This window comes from uncultured Paracoccus sp. (assembly GCF_945915435.1).
In the GTDB taxonomy this organism is placed as follows: Bacteria; Pseudomonadota; Alphaproteobacteria; order Rhodobacterales; family Rhodobacteraceae; genus Paracoccus.
In genome coordinates, this window is record NZ_CAMEFG010000020.1 from 22,666 (window position 1) to 40,399 (window position 17,734).

General features: G+C 66.6%; 17 protein-coding genes and 1 tRNA gene. 12 read left to right on the forward strand and 6 right to left on the reverse strand.

All coding sequences use genetic code 11. The annotated features are described in order from the left end of the window. Positions 1 to 118 precede the first annotated feature (118 nt). The 3 genes from glyS to Q0O97_RS08575 are packed head-to-tail and all read right to left on the reverse strand — an operon-like array spanning position 119 to position 3,788. Positions 119 to 2,389 carry a glycine--tRNA ligase subunit beta gene (gene glyS / locus Q0O97_RS08565; RefSeq protein WP_294927401.1) on the reverse strand — a complete coding sequence of 757 codons (2,271 nt, stop codon included), beginning with the start codon at positions 2,387 to 2,389 and terminating at the stop codon, positions 119 to 121. Beyond that, positions 2,389 to 2,862 (reverse strand): DUF6446 family protein, encoded by a 474-nt coding sequence (locus tag Q0O97_RS08570; RefSeq protein ID WP_294927403.1) that lies wholly within the window; start codon positions 2,860 to 2,862, stop codon positions 2,389 to 2,391. The genes glyS and Q0O97_RS08570 overlap by 1 nt, the downstream gene beginning before the upstream one ends. Further along, complete coding sequence (locus Q0O97_RS08575) at positions 2,859 to 3,788, reverse strand: glycine--tRNA ligase subunit alpha (RefSeq protein ID WP_294927406.1); 930 nt, start codon at positions 3,786 to 3,788, stop codon at positions 2,859 to 2,861. Before Q0O97_RS08575 ends, Q0O97_RS08570 begins: the two co-directional genes overlap by 4 nt. Positions 3,789 to 3,875: 87 nt before the next feature. On the opposite strand from Q0O97_RS08575, the gene Q0O97_RS08580 reads away from it, so the two are divergent. Next, positions 3,876 to 5,426 (forward strand): peptidoglycan-binding domain-containing protein, encoded by a 1,551-nt coding sequence (locus Q0O97_RS08580; RefSeq protein WP_294927409.1) that lies wholly within the window; start codon positions 3,876 to 3,878, stop codon positions 5,424 to 5,426. Here the strand turns inward: Q0O97_RS08580 and Q0O97_RS08585 are convergent. Then, on the reverse strand, positions 5,350 to 6,795 hold the full coding sequence (locus Q0O97_RS08585) for a TrkH family potassium uptake protein (RefSeq protein ID WP_294927412.1): 1,446 nt from the start codon (positions 6,793 to 6,795) through the stop codon (positions 5,350 to 5,352). The two genes, Q0O97_RS08580 and Q0O97_RS08585, sit on opposite strands and share 77 nt — an antisense overlap. A gap of 90 nt (positions 6,796 to 6,885) precedes the next feature. On the opposite strand from Q0O97_RS08585, the gene Q0O97_RS08590 reads away from it, so the two are divergent. Together Q0O97_RS08590 and Q0O97_RS08595 are read left to right on the forward strand one after the other, a co-directional pair. Then, a tRNA-Gly gene (locus Q0O97_RS08590) sits at positions 6,886 to 6,959 on the forward strand. A gap of 87 nt (positions 6,960 to 7,046) precedes the next feature. Continuing rightward, on the forward strand, positions 7,047 to 7,475 hold the full coding sequence (locus Q0O97_RS08595; RefSeq protein WP_294927415.1) for a hypothetical protein: 429 nt from the start codon (positions 7,047 to 7,049) through the stop codon (positions 7,473 to 7,475). A 660-nt stretch (positions 7,476 to 8,135) separates the two neighbouring features. Here the strand turns inward: Q0O97_RS08595 and Q0O97_RS08600 are convergent. Beyond that, positions 8,136 to 8,717 carry a recombinase family protein gene (locus Q0O97_RS08600; RefSeq protein ID WP_294927418.1) on the reverse strand — a complete coding sequence of 194 codons (582 nt, stop codon included), beginning with the start codon at positions 8,715 to 8,717 and terminating at the stop codon, positions 8,136 to 8,138. A 360-nt stretch (positions 8,718 to 9,077) separates the two neighbouring features. Between Q0O97_RS08600 and Q0O97_RS08605 the strand changes: the two genes are divergently transcribed. The 3 genes from Q0O97_RS08605 to truA all read left to right on the forward strand — a co-directional run bounded on the left by Q0O97_RS08605 (position 9,078) and on the right by truA (position 11,748). Further along, entirely contained in the window at positions 9,078 to 9,662 is a 585-nt protein-coding gene (locus Q0O97_RS08605) for a hypothetical protein (RefSeq protein ID WP_294927421.1), read from the forward strand. A gap of 374 nt (positions 9,663 to 10,036) precedes the next feature. After that, the gene (locus Q0O97_RS08610; protein WP_294927424.1) at positions 10,037 to 10,966 is read left to right on the forward strand and encodes a 5-bromo-4-chloroindolyl phosphate hydrolysis family protein; all 930 of its coding nucleotides are present in this window, start codon (positions 10,037 to 10,039) and stop codon (positions 10,964 to 10,966) included. A gap of 2 nt (positions 10,967 to 10,968) precedes the next feature. Further along, entirely contained in the window at positions 10,969 to 11,748 is a 780-nt protein-coding gene (gene truA / locus Q0O97_RS08615; RefSeq protein WP_294927427.1) for a tRNA pseudouridine(38-40) synthase TruA, read from the forward strand. Between the two features lie 284 nt (positions 11,749 to 12,032). Here the strand turns inward: truA and Q0O97_RS08620 are convergent, their stop codons facing one another. Further along, positions 12,033 to 12,791 (reverse strand): sugar transferase, encoded by a 759-nt coding sequence (locus tag Q0O97_RS08620; RefSeq protein ID WP_366125248.1) that lies wholly within the window; start codon positions 12,789 to 12,791, stop codon positions 12,033 to 12,035. A gap of 156 nt (positions 12,792 to 12,947) precedes the next feature. Here Q0O97_RS08620 and Q0O97_RS08625 point away from each other — a divergent pair, with 156 nt between their 5' ends. The 6 genes from Q0O97_RS08625 (at position 12,948) to Q0O97_RS08650 (ending at position 17,726) form a co-directional block, all read left to right on the forward strand. Then, a complete protein-coding gene (locus Q0O97_RS08625) occupies positions 12,948 to 13,397 on the forward strand; it encodes a universal stress protein (protein ID WP_294927430.1) in 450 nt (149 codons plus the stop codon). A gap of 81 nt (positions 13,398 to 13,478) precedes the next feature. After that, positions 13,479 to 14,039: a NifU family protein gene (locus tag Q0O97_RS08630; protein ID WP_294927433.1), complete on the forward strand. Its 561-nt coding sequence runs from the start codon at positions 13,479 to 13,481 to the stop codon at positions 14,037 to 14,039. Then, complete coding sequence (tsaB, locus tag Q0O97_RS08635) at positions 14,032 to 14,622, forward strand: tRNA (adenosine(37)-N6)-threonylcarbamoyltransferase complex dimerization subunit type 1 TsaB (RefSeq protein WP_294927436.1); 591 nt, start codon at positions 14,032 to 14,034, stop codon at positions 14,620 to 14,622. The genes Q0O97_RS08630 and tsaB overlap by 8 nt, the downstream gene beginning before the upstream one ends. Further along, complete coding sequence (locus tag Q0O97_RS08640; protein ID WP_294927440.1) at positions 14,619 to 15,038, forward strand: GNAT family N-acetyltransferase; 420 nt, start codon at positions 14,619 to 14,621, stop codon at positions 15,036 to 15,038. Before tsaB ends, Q0O97_RS08640 begins: the two co-directional genes overlap by 4 nt. A gap of 67 nt (positions 15,039 to 15,105) precedes the next feature. Next, positions 15,106 to 16,107 carry a BMP family ABC transporter substrate-binding protein gene (locus tag Q0O97_RS08645; RefSeq protein WP_294927443.1) on the forward strand — a complete coding sequence of 334 codons (1,002 nt, stop codon included), beginning with the start codon at positions 15,106 to 15,108 and terminating at the stop codon, positions 16,105 to 16,107. Further along, positions 16,107 to 17,726, forward strand: a complete 1,620-nt coding sequence (locus tag Q0O97_RS08650) for an ABC transporter ATP-binding protein (RefSeq protein WP_294927446.1) — start codon at positions 16,107 to 16,109, stop codon at positions 17,724 to 17,726. Before Q0O97_RS08645 ends, Q0O97_RS08650 begins: the two co-directional genes overlap by 1 nt. The last annotated feature ends 8 nt before the right edge of the window (positions 17,727 to 17,734 follow it).

The following is a 17,734-nucleotide window of genomic DNA, read 5'->3' on the forward strand; positions in this document are numbered from 1 at the left end:
GAATGTGCATGTTTGCCGCTTTGCGGCAAGCGTTAAAAAAGGGGGCTGCCGCCCCCTCGTCGCGGGCCTTACGGCCCGCGCCTCACCCCTGCGGGTATTTGGGTGATGAAGAAGCGGCTCAGCCCTCGATCCGGGTGAAATCGGCGATCTGTGCGCCCGCCGCGCGGATCTGGGAAAGCAGGTTCAGCCGGTTGCGGCGCAGGATCTGGTTGTCCGTGTTGATCTGGACGGCCTCGAAGAAGGCGTCGATGGGGGTTCGCAGGGCCGCGATGGCGGACATGGCGGCGGGGAAGTCCTCGGAGGCGGTGGCCTGCGCGATGGCGGGGCCTGCGGTTTCGAGGGCGGCAAAAAGCGCGCGTTCCTGATCGGTTTCGGCATATTTGGGGTCCGCGCCGAAGCTGTATTCGACGCCGTCCTTTTCCTCGGCCTGCGAAAGGATATTGGCGGCGCGTTTGAGACCTTGCAGCAGGTTGGTGCCGTTTTCGGTTTTCAGGAAGTCCGACAGCGCGGTGGCGCGGTTCACCAGCAGCACGAGGTCGTCGTTGCCCGGCATGGAGAGCACGGCGTCGATGATGTCGTGGCGGATGTTCTGGTCCTTGAGGAAGACCTTCAGACGGTCGTGGAGGAAGGAGAGGAGGTCGGATGCAAGGTCGTTCACGGGTAGGAGCGGCTTTCCTTCGCTTGGCGAAAACCGGACTCCGGCGTCATCAAGAAGATTGCGCACTTCATCGGGGGTTCGCTCGAAAACGATCAAGTTGCCGTCGGGGTCGGTTGTGCGGTAAACGCCGCCCTCCCATTGTTCGTCATGTGTCGTGCGGCCCAGCAGAATATGAACGCGATCCATATTGGCGAACTGCGTGACTGCCTCGACGTAGGTGGCACCGATCAGATCGCACAGCGACAGTCTTGCGCCATTCCCCAGCACCAGCCGGATCACCCCCAAGGCAGCCCGCCTTAGCGCAAACGGGTCCTTCGACCCCGTGGGCTTTTCGTCGATGGCCCAGAAACCCGTCAGCGTGTCCAGCTTGTCGGCCAGTGCGACGGCGACCGAGACGGGGGCCGAAGGCACGGCATCGGACGGTCCCAGCGGGGAATAGTGGTCGCGGGCGGCGTCGGCGACCGCCGCATCCTTGCCTGCCTCCAAGGCGTAGTAGCGGCCCATCGTGCCTTGCAACTCGGGGAACTCGCCGACCATCGCGGAACGCAGGTCCAGCTTGGCGATCTTGGCCGCTTCCTCGGCCTGATCGGGATTGGCACCGACCAGCGGAGCGATCTCGCGGGCCAGTGCGGCGATACGCTGAACCCGATCCGCCTGCGAGCCCAGCTTGCTCTGGAAGGTCACAGCGCGCAGCCCCTCGGTCCATGCGCCCATGCCCGCCTTCGCCTCGCGCAGATCGTTGTCCCAGAAAAAGGCCGCGTCGGACAGGCGCGCGGCCAGCACGCGCTGGTTGCCGTGCAGGATGGTTTCGCCCTGGTCGGGGGTCTCGATATTGGCGACGGTGACGAAGCCCTCGATCCGGCCCGTTTTCGGGTTGCGGGCGGAAAAGAACTTCTGGTGTTCCTTCATCGAGGTTTGCAGCACCTCGGGGGGCAGGGACAGGAAGCGGTCTTCGATGCTGCCCATCAGCGGCACGGGCCATTCGACGAGGCCCGCGATTTCGGCCAGCAACCCGTCGTCGGGCACGATTTCCCAGCCGCGGGCGAAGGCGAGGTTGGCGGCCTCCTGCCGGATGGCGGCCTCGCGCTCGGACGGGTCGAGCATGACGCGGGCGCGGCGCAGTTTCGCGGCGTAATCGTCGAAGCCGGTCACGGTGAAGGCACCGGGGGCCATGAAGCGGTGGCCGCGCGTCGTGTCGCCCGCGCGGATGCCGTCGATTTCCAGCGGGACCACGGTCGCCCCTGCCTCGTCCGAGAGCAGGCAGATGATCGAGTGCAGCGGGCGGACCCAGCGCAGGTTGCCGCTGCCCCAGCGCATCGACTTGGGCCAGGGGAAGTTGCGGATGGCGGTTTCCAGCACCTCGGCCACGATTTCCGCCGCCGGACGGCCCGGCCTGACGATGGTGGCGAACCAGACCTGGCCCTTCTTGTCGTCGCGGGCCTCCAGCTGGTCGCGGGTCAGGCCCGCACCGCGCAGGAAGCCCTCGAGTGCCTTTTCGGGGGCGTCCACGCGCGGACCCTTGCGTTCCTCGCGCGTGGTGGGGCTTTCGGCGGACAGCCCCTCGATGGCCAGGGTCAGGCGGCGGGGGGTGGAGAACGCGCCCGCGCTGCGGTAAGTCAGCCCGGCCTCGACCAGCCCGTCGGTGACCAGCTTGCGCAAATCCTGCCGCGCGCGGGCCTGCATGCGGGCGGGGATCTCTTCGGAAAAGAGTTCGATCAGCAGGTCCGGCATCAGTCGATGGTCCTTGTTTCTTCGGCGTCTTCGTTCAACTGCCGCCATTCGTAGGCGCGCCCGTCGGGATAGACCGCGACGACGCTGTCGATCTTGGGCGCGACATTCTTTTGCGAAAGATAGGCCCGCACCTGGCCCGAGGCGAGATCGGCGGCGATCGCCTCGCCCTCGAAACAGCCGAACCACGGGGGCGGGATCAGCGGCGTGGGGTCGTCATAGGGCGTCAGGCCCTGAACCAGCATCGGATCGGTGCGAAAGCAGGCCCGCGCGGACAGGGGCGAACTGACCGACCAGATCCCCTGGTAATCCGTTACCGGCAGTTCGGCGGGGGCGGCACCGGCCAGCGGGATCGAGGTCGGCGCATCCTCGGGCGCGACGGTGCGATAGTAGTGGTAGACTTGCAGGTAATAGACCCCGCCCGCCGTCAGCAGCGTCATCAGCGCAAGGAATATGGCGATGACCTTGCCGCTCACCGGATGGCCTCGCCGGTGGCGGCGGGGGTGGTGACGAAGGCGTCGGCGCAGGCCTTGGCCAATGCGCGGACGCGCCCGATATAGGCTTGCCGTTCGGTGACCGAAATCACGCCGCGCGCGTCCAGCAGGTTGAACAGATGACTGGCCTTGATCGCCTGATCATAGGCCGGATGCGGCATCGGGATGGTGCGGCCCGCACCGTCGGCGGGATCGGCGGCAAGGATGCGGGCGCATTCGGCCTCGGCATCCTTGAAATGTTGCAGCAGCATCTGGGTGTCGGCCTGGTCGAAGTTCCAGCGGGAATATTCGCGCTCGGTCTGCATGAAAACGTCGCCGTAGGTCAGCGGAATCGGGCTGTCCGGCGCGTTGAAGGGCATGTCCATGACATGTTCGACCCCAAGCACATACATCGCCAGACGTTCCAGCCCATAGGTCAGCTCGCCCGAAACGGGCTTGCAATCGTGCCCGCCGACCTGCTGGAAATAGGTGAACTGGCTGACCTCCATCCCGTCGCACCAGACCTCCCACCCAAGGCCCCATGCGCCGAGGGTCGGGCTTTCCCAATCGTCTTCCACGAAGCGCACGTCGTGGATCATCGGGTCGAGGCCAATGGCCTTGAGGCTGCCCAGATACAGATCCTGCAGATCGGGAGGCGAGGGTTTGATGATCACCTGATACTGGTAATAATGCTGCAAGCGGTTGGGGTTCTCGCCATAGCGCCCGTCCGTGGGGCGGCGCGAGGGCTGGACATAGGCCGCGGCCCAGGGCCTGGCCCCAAGGCTGCGCAGCGTGGTCGCGGGATGGAAGGTGCCCGCGCCGACCTCCATATCGTAGGGTTGCAGCACGGCGCAGCCTTGCGCGGCCCAATAGCTTTGCAGGCGCAGGATGATTTCCTGAAAGCTCTGCGGCTTGTCGGGGCTGGTCATCGCGGCATCCTTTGGCATAACTGGCAGGAGTTTATGCCGCCTTCTATTCAGCGGGCGGCGCAGGGTCAATCAGAGGGGAACGAGTTCATGCGGCGCTTTGCGAAAATCATCGGGACGGCCCTTCCGCTTGCCCTTGCCGGCGGTGCGCTGGCCGAGGACGTCGTGATCCGCATCGAGGCCAAGCGGGGCGAGGCCGCCGCGCGCGAGGCGGCGGGCAATTGGGCGCAGAGCTTTCCCGACGTCGTGACCTTTCCGCTGGCCGACGGCTGGTTCGGGATCGCGCTTGGCCCCCTGCCGCGCGATGAGGCCGCGCCGCGGCTGGAACAACTCAGGGCCGAACGCCAGGTGCCGGGCGACAGCTTCATCGCCGCCGCCGCAGGGCGCGAGATCACGGCGGTCGCCGGGGACGAAGGCGCAGCCGAACCGGGGCAATCGCCTTCGCTCTTCGACGCGGGGACGCTTGGCGGGACCCCTGCGCCGGTCGTGGGGGACGCAGACGCCCAAGCCGAAAATGACGCGGCAAGCGCCGAACCGCCGGCGCAAGCGGATGCCGATGCCGCACCCGACACCGGCGACAGTGCGGCGGAAGCCGATGCGGCCATTCCGGCCGAAACCGTCGCCGAGGCAACCGCTGAACCCGCGCCAGACGAATCCTTCATCCTGATCGAATCCAGCGCCGACCGTGCCCGCGCCGAACAGGCGCTGGAACGCCACCGCGCCACCCTGCCCGACGCCGGGCTGTGGATCCGTCCGAACGGGCGGCATGTCGTGGCGCTTGGTCCCTTCCCGCGCCGGGCCGCCGATCCCTGGCTGGCCGCCTTGCGCAATGCGGGCGCGGTGCCGCGCGATGCCTTCATCGCCCCCGCCGCCGAAATGGGCGAGGCCGCCGTGCCCGGTTCCATCCCCGAAACCGGCACCCTGCCCGACCCCGAACGGCCCGCGCAGATGCCCCCGCTGGAAGACATCCAGCGCGCCCTGCGTTGGGCGGGCGCCTATGCGGGCGACATCGACGGCAAGGACGGCCCCATGACCCGCGCCGCCATCGCGTCCGAGGTTGTGTCCCGCCGTGCCTCTCCCGACACGGCCACGGCGATGAACGAGTTGATCCGCCGCCGCGACGAATGGCGCGCCGGGGCCGGGCTGGCCGAGTTGCGCGACGACCACACCGGCCTTTCCGTTCCCGCGCCGCTGGACCTGCTGCAATTCGACCGCAACGAACGCGCGCTGTCGATCTACGGCCCGAAGGACGGCTCGGGCGCGGCGCTGATCCTGTTTTCCCAGCCCGGCGGCCAGCAAGAGATGCTGGACCTGACCGGGCTGGTGACCGCGCTTGGCTGGGTGCCCTCGCCCCAGCGGCGGATCGCGCGCGGATCCGCCGTGCTGACCGGACGCAACGACAGCCATATCGGCCATGCCGAGGCCCGCGTCGCCGATGGCCGGGCCGAGGGCTTCGTGCTGATCTGGCCTGCCGGGGATGCCGAAGACCAGACCCGGCTCGCCGCCGAGATATCGGACGGATTCGCCCGCTTTGCCGCGCCGGGAAATGACGCCGAATTCGGCGCTAGCGGCGCCAGAAACGGGGAAGAAACAGCACCAGAACCGCAAGCAGCTCAAGCCGGCCCAGATACATCCCCGTGACCATCAGCCATTTGGCCGCGGCCGGAAACAGGTTTATCGCGCCGTTCGCGCCGACCTCGGGCCCCCAGACGGGACCGACGTTGGCGATCGAGGACCACGCCCCCGTCAGCGCCGTGCGCGGATGCAGCCCCGTCAGCGCCAGCGCCACGATCAGCAGGCCGAAGGTCAGCATGAACATGGTGAAGAAGGCCATGACGGAACTGACCACCTCGGGTTCCAGCGGCCTGCCTTGCAGCTTCATCGTGATGACGCGATGGGGCGAATGCATCCGGCGCACCTGCGCGCGGATGGCGCGGAACAGCACCAGGAAGCGAAAGACCTTGATCGCGCAGGCGGTCGAGCCGGTGCAGCCCCCCACCAGCCCGATCACGATAACCAGCGCAAAGGGAAACTGCCCCCAGGCCGAAATATCGCCCGCCACGAAGCCCGTCCCCGTCGCAGTCGAGACGGTGTTGAAGACCGTATCGACCACGACCGCGCCCCACGGCCCCGCGCCCTGCGCCAGCCGCCAGGCGACGATCGTGGCGGCGACATAGGCCAGCCAGCGCAGATAGGCGCGCACCTGCACGTCCTGCAACAAGGGCCGCGCCGTGCCGCGCAGCAGTTGCACCATGCGGATGAAGGGCAGCGCGGCCAGCACCATGAAAACCGAGGCCGCCACCTGCGGCGCACCGGGATAGGTGCCGAAACCCGCGTCGTGGTTGGAAAACCCGCCGGTCGAGCAGGCCGACAGCGCATGGATCACCGCGTCGAACCCGGTCATGCCCAGCAGCACGAAGACCACCGCGCAAACCGTGGTCATGGCGATATAGACCAGCGCGATCTCTCGCGCGATCTCGCCCGCGCGGGGCAGGATCTTGCCCATCGTGTCGAAGCCCTCGGTGCGGAAAAACTGCATCCCCCCGACCTTCATCACCGGCAAGAACAGCATGGCGACGACGATGATGCCCAGGCCCCCCATCCATTGCAGCATGGCGCGCCACAGGTGGGTGCCGTGCGGCAGGCCCTCCAGCACGGGAAAGGCGGTGGTGCCGGTGGTGGTCATGCCCGACATTGCCTCGAACACGGCATCGGTAAAGCCCGCGCCCGGTGCGCCCAGCATGAAGGGCAAGGCCCCGGCCAGCGGCAGCACCAGCCACAGCCCTGCGGTCACGACGAAGGCCTGCCGCACGTCCAGCCCCGCGCGGGTGCGGTTCGTGGCGGTGGCGACGACGCCGCCCAGGACCATGCACAGCGCCCCGCATTCCAGGAAGGCCAGCCAGTTGGGATCGCCGCGCCCCATGTCGACAAGCATCGGCAGCCCCATCGCGGCGCCCAGCGCCACGACCAGCCTGCCGATGATATTGGCGACGGGGGCGAATTGGGTCATGCCGTTTGCTTGCCGCGCCCGCAAAGCCGCGTCAAGCACCGCCCGCACCCTTGCACAAGCCGCGCGGGCAGCTTATAGATTCCAGCCGACGCGGGTGTAGCTCAATGGTAGAGCAGCAGCCTTCCAAGCTGAATACGTGGGTTCGATTCCCATCACCCGCTCCACTGACCCTATGGTCAACCCAAATTTCTCAATAACTTCCGTATCTTGCGTCCCCTCCCGGTGCACAATAGAGGGCACACAAGGGTCACATGGGGCTTGTTTTGAAATACGTCGAGACCACCAAATCAGGGTCTTTCGTCTATCGCCGCAGGGTTCCGAAGGCGGTGGTGGGAATCATCGGCAAGGCGATGTTCAAGAAGAAGCTGGGCGACACAGAGCGGGAAGCCCTCGCTGCCTATCCCCGGTATCATGTGCAGGTGGAGGGCGAGATAGCAGCAGCACAGAAGCGCCTCGCTGCCCCAGCAGGTCGCGCATCCTCCCCAGCGTCGCAGACGCGACTGGCGACAGAGAGGGAAGCCTATGCCGCAGCCCTGCGCTATCGTGCCGATCTGATCGAAGCCGGGACGACCGAGGAAGGGCTACACCGAAAGGGGTCGGCTGGCCCTCCTGCCAGTGCGCAGGAAGTAATCCCGCAGCCTTCGCTGCTGCGACCGGGGTTTCTACGCCGCCAATGGTGACAAAGCCGGGTTTCGGCTGGTTCACGTAAGCCTCGTTATAGCCTTGGGTCTTGGCTTGCTCTGTCAGGTGGGCGACTTTGCCGCCCTGCATGACGACTTCCGCCTTGCTGGCGACTGTATGTTTCCCTTCGAGTGCTCTTTGGGGGTTCTGGGCGTCCAGCTGGGCTTGCCACGCGGCCATGTTTGCGGGCGTGGCATCTTCGGCAGCCATGCTGACGATGGTGGTGTTAGACATTCTTGTTCTTCCTCAGTGGATTGATGTGGTGGTGGTCGTCGTCCCTACACGGTTGAAAAAACACGGGACAGATAGGGACATGCAGTTGCATAAATGCCACAGGTTGGGCGAAGCCTCAGCTCTACACGACGCAAAAGGATGCCGACGCCCCCGCGAAGGGGACGCCGACGATGCGCACACGAAGTCACTGAGGAGCCGCATGACCGGCGGCGGGGGTGGAATGTGTAGTCCTAGGACTGGCCCTTATGGTCAGAGCCAGTCCCCTAAGGGGAGGGGTAATTGAAAGTTGCGCTGCCCAGCATCATCCCGCAACTATCTTCCGGGACCCCCTCGGTTGCTCTAGTCCGCGTTCAGAAGGTTCCACGCGGCCCCGGCGACCAGCGCGCCGTTGATGACCCACGGGGCGAGGTCCAGCAGCAGGGCGCTCATGCCGCGATCTCCGCCTTGGCCTCGTCAGCCGCATTGATGATCCGATAGACGCTCGCCCTGCCGATCCCGAGGCGCTTGGCGATCTCCGTCCCGCCGACCCCGTTCCGGTGCAGCTCCAGCACCTCGTCCGCTCGGGCCCGTGCCGTGGGTTTGCGGCCCCGATACTTTCCGGCGGCCTTGGCCTTGGCGATCCCCTCGCGTTGCCGTTCCAGCATGATCTCGCGTTCAAACTCGGCCACGCCCCCGAGGATGGTCAGCATGAGCTTCCCGGTCGGGGTCGATGTATCAATTCCCATGTCGAGGATGCGCAGGGCCACGCCCTTGGCCTCGAGTTGCCCGAGGATTTCCACTAGATGCGCCACGGAACGCGCCAGACGGTCCAGCTTGGTGGCGACTAGGGTGTCGCCCTCTCGGGCGAAGGTCAGCGCCTCGGCCAGCTTCTCGCGCTGCGCCACGTCCACGGATGAAACCTGTTCTTCAAAGATGCGCTCGCATCCTGCGGTCTCAAGGTCGCGTGTCTGGGCTTCAAGCCCGGCCTTCTGGTCGAGGGTCGATGTTCTGGCATAGCCGATCAGCATGGCGTCTAGCTCCTGCATGTGTCTCACAATGTCTTAGACGTTATCCAGCCCCTGTCCCAAAATGTCAACAGCATTTATATGGGACACTTTCCGGTAACTGGTGAGACGTCTCACAATGGCAAGGTCAGTGAGACACGCGGTGCGGCTCTCGGCCACCGCCCAGCGTCTCAGACGCGACTAGCGCTCCCGCAGGATCGCCTATCGGTGCCCGGCTGGGTGCCCATAGAGGCGGCCCCATGGGGGGTGACGCGCGGTTCATCCCCGTTGAGGCGGGACCTCGGATTTTTCTGCCCAAATATCGCGGCCCGCGCATATCATCGGAGGATTGCATAGACCTAAGCGGGAGAGAGAGGAATGCCGTTGCGCCTTACGCTGGACACCAATTGCCTGATCGACATTGCAGATAAACGGGAACGCGCCCCATACGTCGAAGCGCTGAGGGCTGCGGCTGAGGAAGGGAGGGTCTTGATCTCTCTTGTCGCATCCAGTGCATCTGAGAAACAGCAGAGCGGGGATTTCTTGTCATCCATGGGGAGGTTCAAAGAACGGGTGGCAGCACTGGGTTTTGGCGATTCACTTCTTCTTCCGTCGATTGCGAGGTTCGACGTTTCGTTCTTCGAGCATGGTCTTCACTGCGACAATCAGATGCTTGAAAGGGAGCACAAGATTTATCGAGTCCTCTTCCCCACTTCACCGCCGGAATGGGCAGATTATGCGAAAGAGAAGGGACACATGAGAGATGACCGGCACGGCAAAGGCTATTTCCGATGGCGAAACCAGCTTTTGGATGCTCAGGCTTTTTGGGCGCATGAACACGCCAGTCAGGATATTTTCGTGACAAGTGACGCTCGCTTCAAAGTCTTGGAGGGTCATAGAGATTTTCCGACTGCCGTTGTCAAAGAGGCCCGCGAGGTGGTTGAAATGATCGGACCTGCCATCAAATGACTGGCTTGCGTCTTGCCACCCGAGTGCACTTTCGCTACATGCTGAGTGCACACGTCAACAGCGCCGGAAAGACGCCTTCGACGGAAGTGATTGAAAATGCTTTACTAATTGCGGAAGCCGAAGGTTCGATTTCCTCCAGCTGACGCTCATCACCCGCTCCACCGTCTCCTTCCCCCCCTCATCGCATTTTCGGCCCGGCGCCTATTCCTGATCGCGCCTTTCTGCCCTAAATGGGGAAGGTCCCGCAACGAACGCCCCCGACCGGGCGAAAGGAAAGCGATGTCGTCCCAAGCCAGAATGCGCCTGTCCTTCTACCTGCTGATCGGCCTGACGCTGTTTGCCGCGCTTGGCGGCGCGGCCTGAAGGGGGACGGCATGGCCAAGCGTTACGGCGGACGGTTTTCCCCGCAACCCACCGATCGGGACCGGCCCCTGCCCGCGCGCGCCGCGCCGGGCGAGGCGCGCCATCCGCTGGAATCGCGGCCCAAATGGGTGACCATCGCGGCCACTCCGCTGCTGCTGATGGCGTTCTTCCAGCCGCCGCTGATCATGGCCACCTGCCTTGCGGGCTTCGGCATCATCGCCGGGGCCATGTGGATGACGCGCGAGGGGCTGCGGGCCGAGGCCGCCTATGACGCCCGCCGCGTCGCGCGCCGCCCGGCCTTTCCGCGCAAGCTGTTCGGCGGGCTGCTGGCGGGGCTTGGCCTTGCCGTCGCCTCGTTCGAGCCGGGCGCGGCGGCGGGTGCGGGCATCATCGGCGTGGCGGGGGCGGTGCTGCACTACCTTGCCTTCGGCCCCGATCCCATGCGCGACAAGGGGATGGAGGGGGTGGACGGCTTCCAGCAGGACCGCGCCGCCCGCATCGTGGCCGAGGGCGAGGATCACCTGCGCGCCATGCACGACGCCATCACCCGCACCGGCGACCGGCGGCTGGAGGCGCGGGTGCAGATGTTCGCCGCCACCGCGCGCGAACTGTTCGCGCGGGTTCAGAACAACCCTGGCGAGCTGGCCTCGGCCCGGCGCTATCTGGGCGTCTACCTGATGGGCGCGCGCGAGGCGACGGTGAAATTCGCCGACCTCTACGCCCAGACCCGCGACACCCGCGCGCGGCAGGATTACGAGGCGCTGCTGGACGATCTGGACACCAACTTCGCGGCGCGCACCCGGCAAATGCTGGAAGGCAGCCGCCTCGATCTGGATATCGAGATGCAGGTGCTTGGCGACCGGCTGGCCCGCGAAGGCGTGCGCCCCGACCCCGATGCGCGCCTGATCGGGCAGGCCGGCAAGGCGGGCAACGACGACTGACCATGCCGCGCTACGCCCTGCAAATCGAATATGACGGCACGCCTTTCGCCGGATGGCAGGCGCAGGCCGACCGGCCAAGCGTCCAGGGCGCGGTCGAAGAGGCCCTTGCCGCGCTGGACGCGGGCTTTGCCGCTGGCGCCCGCATCGCCGCCGCCGGGCGCACCGATGCCGGCGTCCATGCGCTGTCGCAGGTCGCCCATGCCGATCTGACCCGCGAATGGGACCCGTTCCGGCTGGCGCAGGCGCTGAACTGGCATCTCAAGCCCGCGCCGGTGGCGGTCCTGGCGGCGGCGCGCGCAGAGGGCGATTTTCACGCCCGTTTCAGCGCGGTCGAGCGGCGCTATCTCTTTCGCCTGATCGCGCGGCGCGCGCCGGTGACGCATGATCGCAACCGGGTCTGGCAGGTGCCCAATCCGCTGGACGTAGAGGCCATGCGCCAGGGCGCGGCGCATCTGGTCGGGCGGCACGACTTCACGACCTTCCGTTCGACCATGTGCCAGGCCGCAAGCCCGGAAAAGACGCTGGACGAGATCGGGATCGAGGAAATCCCCCTGCATTCGGGCCGCGAATACCGTTTTCACCTGCGGGCAAGGTCGTTTCTGCACAATCAGGTCCGCTCGATCGTGGGCACGCTGGAGCGGGTCGGCGCAGGCGCATGGCCGCCCGCGCGCGTGGCTGCGGCGCTTGCCGCCCGCGACCGCGCCGCCTGCGGGCCGGTCTGCCCGCCCGGCGGGTTGTATCTGTCCGGCGTCACCTATCCCGACGATCCGTTCAGCCCATGACAGGCTGCTGAAAAAGGATTTCAAGAGGGCGGCGCAGCGGAAATCGTTCTGGAATCAGCGAAGATCGGCCTGAAAAATGAGGTGTTCTGGACCGATTCAGGCGGATTTCCCGCCTCCCCGCCCGCGTTGTCCTGTCGCGCGACTTTTCAGCAGCCTGACAAGCCCCCCCCCCCCGCAAAGGCAAAGGCCCGGCAAAAGGGGTGCGGCGAATTCCCGCGGATGCCTGGGCGAATCGCGCAAGGGATGCCCTGCCCCCCTTCATCGCCTGCCCCCGTGGGGCAGGGTCACGCCTTGCCGGGCCGGGTCTTCCGGCGGCAATAGCGCCGCCCGTTCCATTGTGGGATGATGACGGTCATCACCGTATTCCACATGATCCACATGTCGATGCGCAGGCTGGCGCGCCGTTGATAGATCATGTCCAGCCGCAGCTTGGTGGGCAGACAGCGGCGGTAATAGGCGGCCTCGGTCGCCTCGGCGGTCGGGCAGCTTGCCATGATGCGGTCTTCGTGGGCGTGATAGATCATCGTCGCCAGCCCGGTCACGCCGGGGCGGTTGCGCAGCACCTGCGCATATCGTTCCGGGAAACGCTCGACGAATTCGGGCAGGGGCGGGCGCGGGCCGACAAAGCTCATGTCGCCCTTCAGGATATTGAAAAGCTGCGGCAATTCGTCGATGCGGGTGCGGCGCAGAAAGCGCCCGACCGGGGTGATGCGCCAATGCTTGTGCGCGCCGGTGGCCCCCGAATCGCTTTCCTCGCGCAGCATGGTGCGGAACTTGAGCAGCCGGAACGGCTGGCCCGGCGCGCGCATACGATGCGCGACATAGAACAGCGGACGCCCCTGCGCCACCAGCAGCACGGCGGCGACAGCCAGCATCACCACCGACAGCGGCACCAGCAGCATCAGCGCAAAGATGATATCGAGGATGCGCTTGATCCGCGGCATCCCGCCACCCTCGGCGGTTTGCCCGGACGAAGCCAGGCGCCGGCCCGCTTGCGTGTCGCCATACCAGTCGTGCTGAACCGTCAAGGTTGTATCCCACATCCGTATTGCACGTCATGCCTCCCGCAGCATTCATAACGATGTTAAAGGCGTATAAGGTAAATGAACGCACAGAGGCAAATCGAGTTCACCCTTTGCTTGATGCGGTCCCCTGTTTCGGCCAATCTTCGCTCATGCAATAGCACCCAAAGGTGAAGAATGCGTAAACAACTGGTCATCCTCGATGACACGCGGGAATGTATCAACGCCATCCGCTTCGCTGCCCTGCGGGCGGCCAAGACAGGCGGCGGGGTGCAGGTCCTGGCCATCATCCCCGCCTCGGAAATCCAGCACGGCATGGGCGTCGCAGATGTCATGCGCGCCGAGGCCCAGGAACGGATCGAGGTCCATTTCGAGGTTTTCGCCAAGTGGATGCGCGACCGCCCCGGCGTCGAACCCGAGCTTGTGATCCGCGAAGGCGATCCCGTCACCGAACTGCTGGCCCAGATCGAGGCCGACACCCGGATCGGCGTCGTGGTCGTAGGCGCGGCCAACGACGGTCCCGGCCCGCTGGTCACGAAACTGCTGCGCGAACTGCCTTCGATGCCCTGCCCGATCACCATCGTGCCCTCGGACATCTCGCGCGAGGGGCTGGAGAAGATCGCCTGAACCCGGACCGGGGCGGACGACGCCCGGTCCAGCTTGACTTGCACCGCCCCGTCCCCATATCTGCCCGAAAGGAGCCTTTCGATGTTCATTCAGACCGAAACCACCCCGAATCCCGCCACGCTCAAGTTCCTGCCCGGCGAACCCGTCCTGCCGCAGGGCACGGCGGATTTCCCCTCGGCCGACCAGGCGGCGGCCAGCCCGCTGGCGCGGCGCATCTTCGATGTCGCGGGGGTCAGCGGGGTTTTCCTGGGGTCGGATTTCGTGACGGTGACCAAGACGGATGCGGCGGTCTGGGATCACCTCAAGCCCTCGATCCTGGGCGCGATCATGGAACATTACCAATCCGGCGCCCCGGTGATCGAGGACGGCGGCGCCGCACCTTCGGGTCATGCCAGCCATGACGGGCCGGACGCCGAAATCGTCATCCAGATCAAGGAGTTGCTGGATACCCGCGTCCGCCCGGCGGTGGCGCAGGACGGCGGCGACATCACATTCCACGGTTTCGACCGTGGCGTGGTCTACCTACATATGCAGGGCGCCTGCGCGGGCTGCCCCTCGTCCACGCTGACGCTGAAGATGGGGATCGAGAACCTGCTGCGCCACTACATCCCCGAAGTGACCGAGGTGCGCCCGGTTGCCTGACCTGACGCTGGGTTTCGACACATCGGCCGCGCATTGCGCGGCCGCTCTGCTTGCGGGCGACCGGCTGGTCGCATCCCGGCTTGAGCCCATGACACGCGGCCAGGCCGAGCGGCTGATGCCGCTGCTGGCCGAACTGCTTGACGAAGCCGGCCACGGCTGGCGGGATCTGGCGCGGATCGGGGTCTGCACCGGGCCGGGCAATTTCACCGGCATCCGCATCGCCGTGGCGGCGGCGCGGGGGCTGGCGCTGTCGCTTGGCATCCCCGCCATCGGCGTCACCGCGACCGAGGCCGCCGCCTTCGGCCTGCCCCGCCCCTGCCGCATCGCCCTGCCCGCGCGGGGGGATGACGTGATCTGGCAGGATTTCGACGTCACGGGCCCCGTGGCCCCGCCCGCCATCGGTCCCGCCGGGGCGCTGCCGCCCGGTCCCGCCCCGGCCCGGCCCGCGATCCCCGTGGCCGAGGCCGTCGCCCGCATCGCGCACACCCGCCGGGGCAGCGCGCAGCCCCGGCCCGCGCCGGTCTACCTGCGCCCCGCCGATGCCGCCCCCGCGCGCGACCGCGGCCCCGTCATGCTGCCGTGACGCCCGACCGGCTTGCCCGCATCCACGCGGCATGCTTTCGCGACGCCCCCCGGCCCTGGTCGGCGGATGAGATCGCCGGTCTGCTGGAAGGGCGCGGCTGCTTCCTGCTGACCCGTCCCGACGCCTTCCTGATCGGCCGCGCCATCGCCGGGGAATCGGAACTGCTGACGCTGGCCGTCGCGCCCGGCGCACGCCGCCGGGGCCTGGGGCGCGCGCTGGTGGCCGAATTCGCCCTGCGCTCGGCGGAAATGGACGCGGACCGCGCCTTTCTGGAAGTCGCCTCGGACAATGCCCCGGCGCAGGCGCTTTATCTTGCGCAAGGCTGGCGGCAGGCGGGACGGCGGCGGGACTATTACGCGCCCGGCGTGGATGCGCTGGTCATGTCCCTGCCGCTTGGTCATGTGAAATTCGGTTGACGCAAGCGAAACTCTGGCCCCAAATTCACGGGCAAGCTGCGACCCGTCGAACGAACAGAGGAACGCCATGTCTATCGTCAAATCCCTGCTGGCCGGTGTGGCTGTCCTTGGCCTTGTTCCCGTCCTTGCCCCCACCCCTGCCCATGCCGATCCGGCGCTGGTTTTCGACCTTGGCGGCAAGTTCGACAAATCCTTCAACGAGGCCGCCTATCGCGGGGCCGAACGCTGGAAGGCCGAGACCGGCGGCACCTACAAGGAACTGGAGATGCAGTCCGAGGCGCAGCGCGAGCAGGCCCTGCGGATGCTGGCGCAGACCGGATCGAACCCCATCGTCACCACCGGCTTCGCCTTTGGCGAGGTGCTGAACAAGGTCGCGCCCGACTATCCCGACACGCGCTTCGTCGTCATCGACACGGCGGTCGACCAGCCCAATGTCCAATCCGTCGTCTTTGCCGAGGAACAAGGCAGCTACCTGGCGGGCATCCTTGCCGCGATGGCGTCCGAAAGCGGCACCGTCAGCTTCATCGGGGGCATGGACATTCCGCTGATCCGCAAGTTCGAATGCGGCTTTGTCCAGGGCGTCAAGGCCACCGACGCCGAGGCCCGCGTCATCGTCAACTACACCGGCACCACCCCCGCCGCATGGAACGATCCCGTCAAGGGGGCCGAACTGACGCGCGCGCAGAAGGGGCAGGGTTCCGACATCGTCTATGCGGCGGCGGGCGGCACAGGGATCGGCGTCTTGCAGGCCGCGGCGGACGAGGGGATGCTGGCCATCGGCGTGGACAGCAACCAGAACCACATGCACCCCGGCCAGATCCTGACCTCGATGGAAAAGGCGGTGGACAATTCGGTCTACGAGGCCTTTCGCCTTGGCGTGGATACCCCGCCGGGGGTCAAGCTGATGGACCTGGCATCAGAGGGGGTGCGGCTGTCGATGGACGAACACAATGCCCCGCTGATCACCGACGAGATGACCGCCGCGCTGGAGGCGGCGACCGCCGCCATCGTCTCGGGCGAGATCGCCGTCCATGACTACATGACCGACAACGCCTGCCCGGTCCGGTAATGCCCGACCGGGGGGCGGCCCCACCCGGCGCTTACGCCATCGAGCTGCGCGGGATCTGCAAATCCTTCGGCGCGGTCCGGGCGAACCACGACATCCACATGGCCGTGCCGCGCGGCACGATCCACGGGATCATCGGCGAAAACGGGGCGGGAAAATCGACGCTGATGTCGATCCTCTACGGCTTCTACCGCCCCGACGCGGGACAGGTCCTGATCGACGGGCGGGCAGTTGCGATCACCGGCAGCCAGGACGCGATCCGGGCGGGCATCGGCATGGTCTTTCAGCACTTCAAGCTGGTCCCGAACTTCACCGTGCTGGAAAACGTCATCCTGGGGGCCGAGGACGGGCCGCTGCTGCGCCCCTCGCTGTCGCGCGCACGGGCAGAGTTGCGCAGGCTGGCCACGGAATACGGCCTTCAGGTCGATCCCGATACGCCGGTCCAGGACCTGTCGGTCGGCCATCGCCAACGGGTCGAGATCCTCAAGGCGCTGTATCGCCGCGCCAATATCCTGATCCTGGACGAGCCGACCGGCGTGCTGACCCCGCCCGAGGCCGACCACCTGTTTCGCATCCTTCGCGGGTTGCGGGACGAGGGCAAGACGATCATCCTCATCACCCACAAGCTGCGCGAGATCATGGAGGCGACCGACAATGTCTCGGTCATCCGCCAGGGCCGGGTCGTCGCGACCATGCCCACGCAAGCCACCACCCCCGAGGCGCTGGCCGAGCTGATGGTGGGCCGCAAGGTGCTGCTGAACGTCGACAAGCGTCCCGCGACCCCCGGCAGCCCGGTGCTGGAGTTGCGCGGCTTGCGCATGGTGGATCGCGACGGGGTGGAACGGCTGCGCGGCATCGACCTGACCATCCGCAGGGGCGAGATCCTGGGCCTTGCCGGCGTCAGCGGCAACGGCCAGACGCAACTGCTGGAAATCCTTGGCGGCTTTCCCCGGAACGGCGCACGGCTGTCGGGCGAGGTCTTGCTGAACAGCCAGCCCCTGCCCCTGAGCGGGCGCGGCAGCGACGCGGGCGCGCGCAGGCGGGCGGGCATCGGCCATGTCCCCGAGGATCGCCAGTCCGAAGGGCTGATCATGGATTTCACCGCCTGGGAAAATTCGGTATTCGGCTATCACCGCCAGCAGCGCGGCGCCCTGATGGACAGTGCCGCCATCCGCCGCGACACCGCCGCCCGGATGGAGCGTTTCGACATCCGTCCCCGCGACGCCCTCCTGCCCGCGCGCAGCTTTTCGGGCGGCAACCAGCAAAAGCAGGTGATCGCGCGGGAAATCGAGCGAAACCCCGACCTTCTGCTGATCGGCCAGCCCACGCGCGGCGTCGATATCGGCGCGATCGAGTTCATCCACAAGCGCATCGTCGAGTTGCGCGACGCAGGAAAAGCCATCCTGCTGGTCAGCGTCGAACTGGACGAGATCCGCGCGCTGTCCGACCGCATCGCGGTGATCTTCGACGGGCGGATCATGGGCGAACGCGATCCCGCCACAACGACGGCCACCGACCTGGGTTGCCTGATGGCCGGGATGGACCCCGCCGATGTCACCGGCGCCGCGCCCCTGCCGCCCGAGCGCAAGCCCGCCGCCGACCGGGCCGAGGCCGCGCCATGACCAGACGA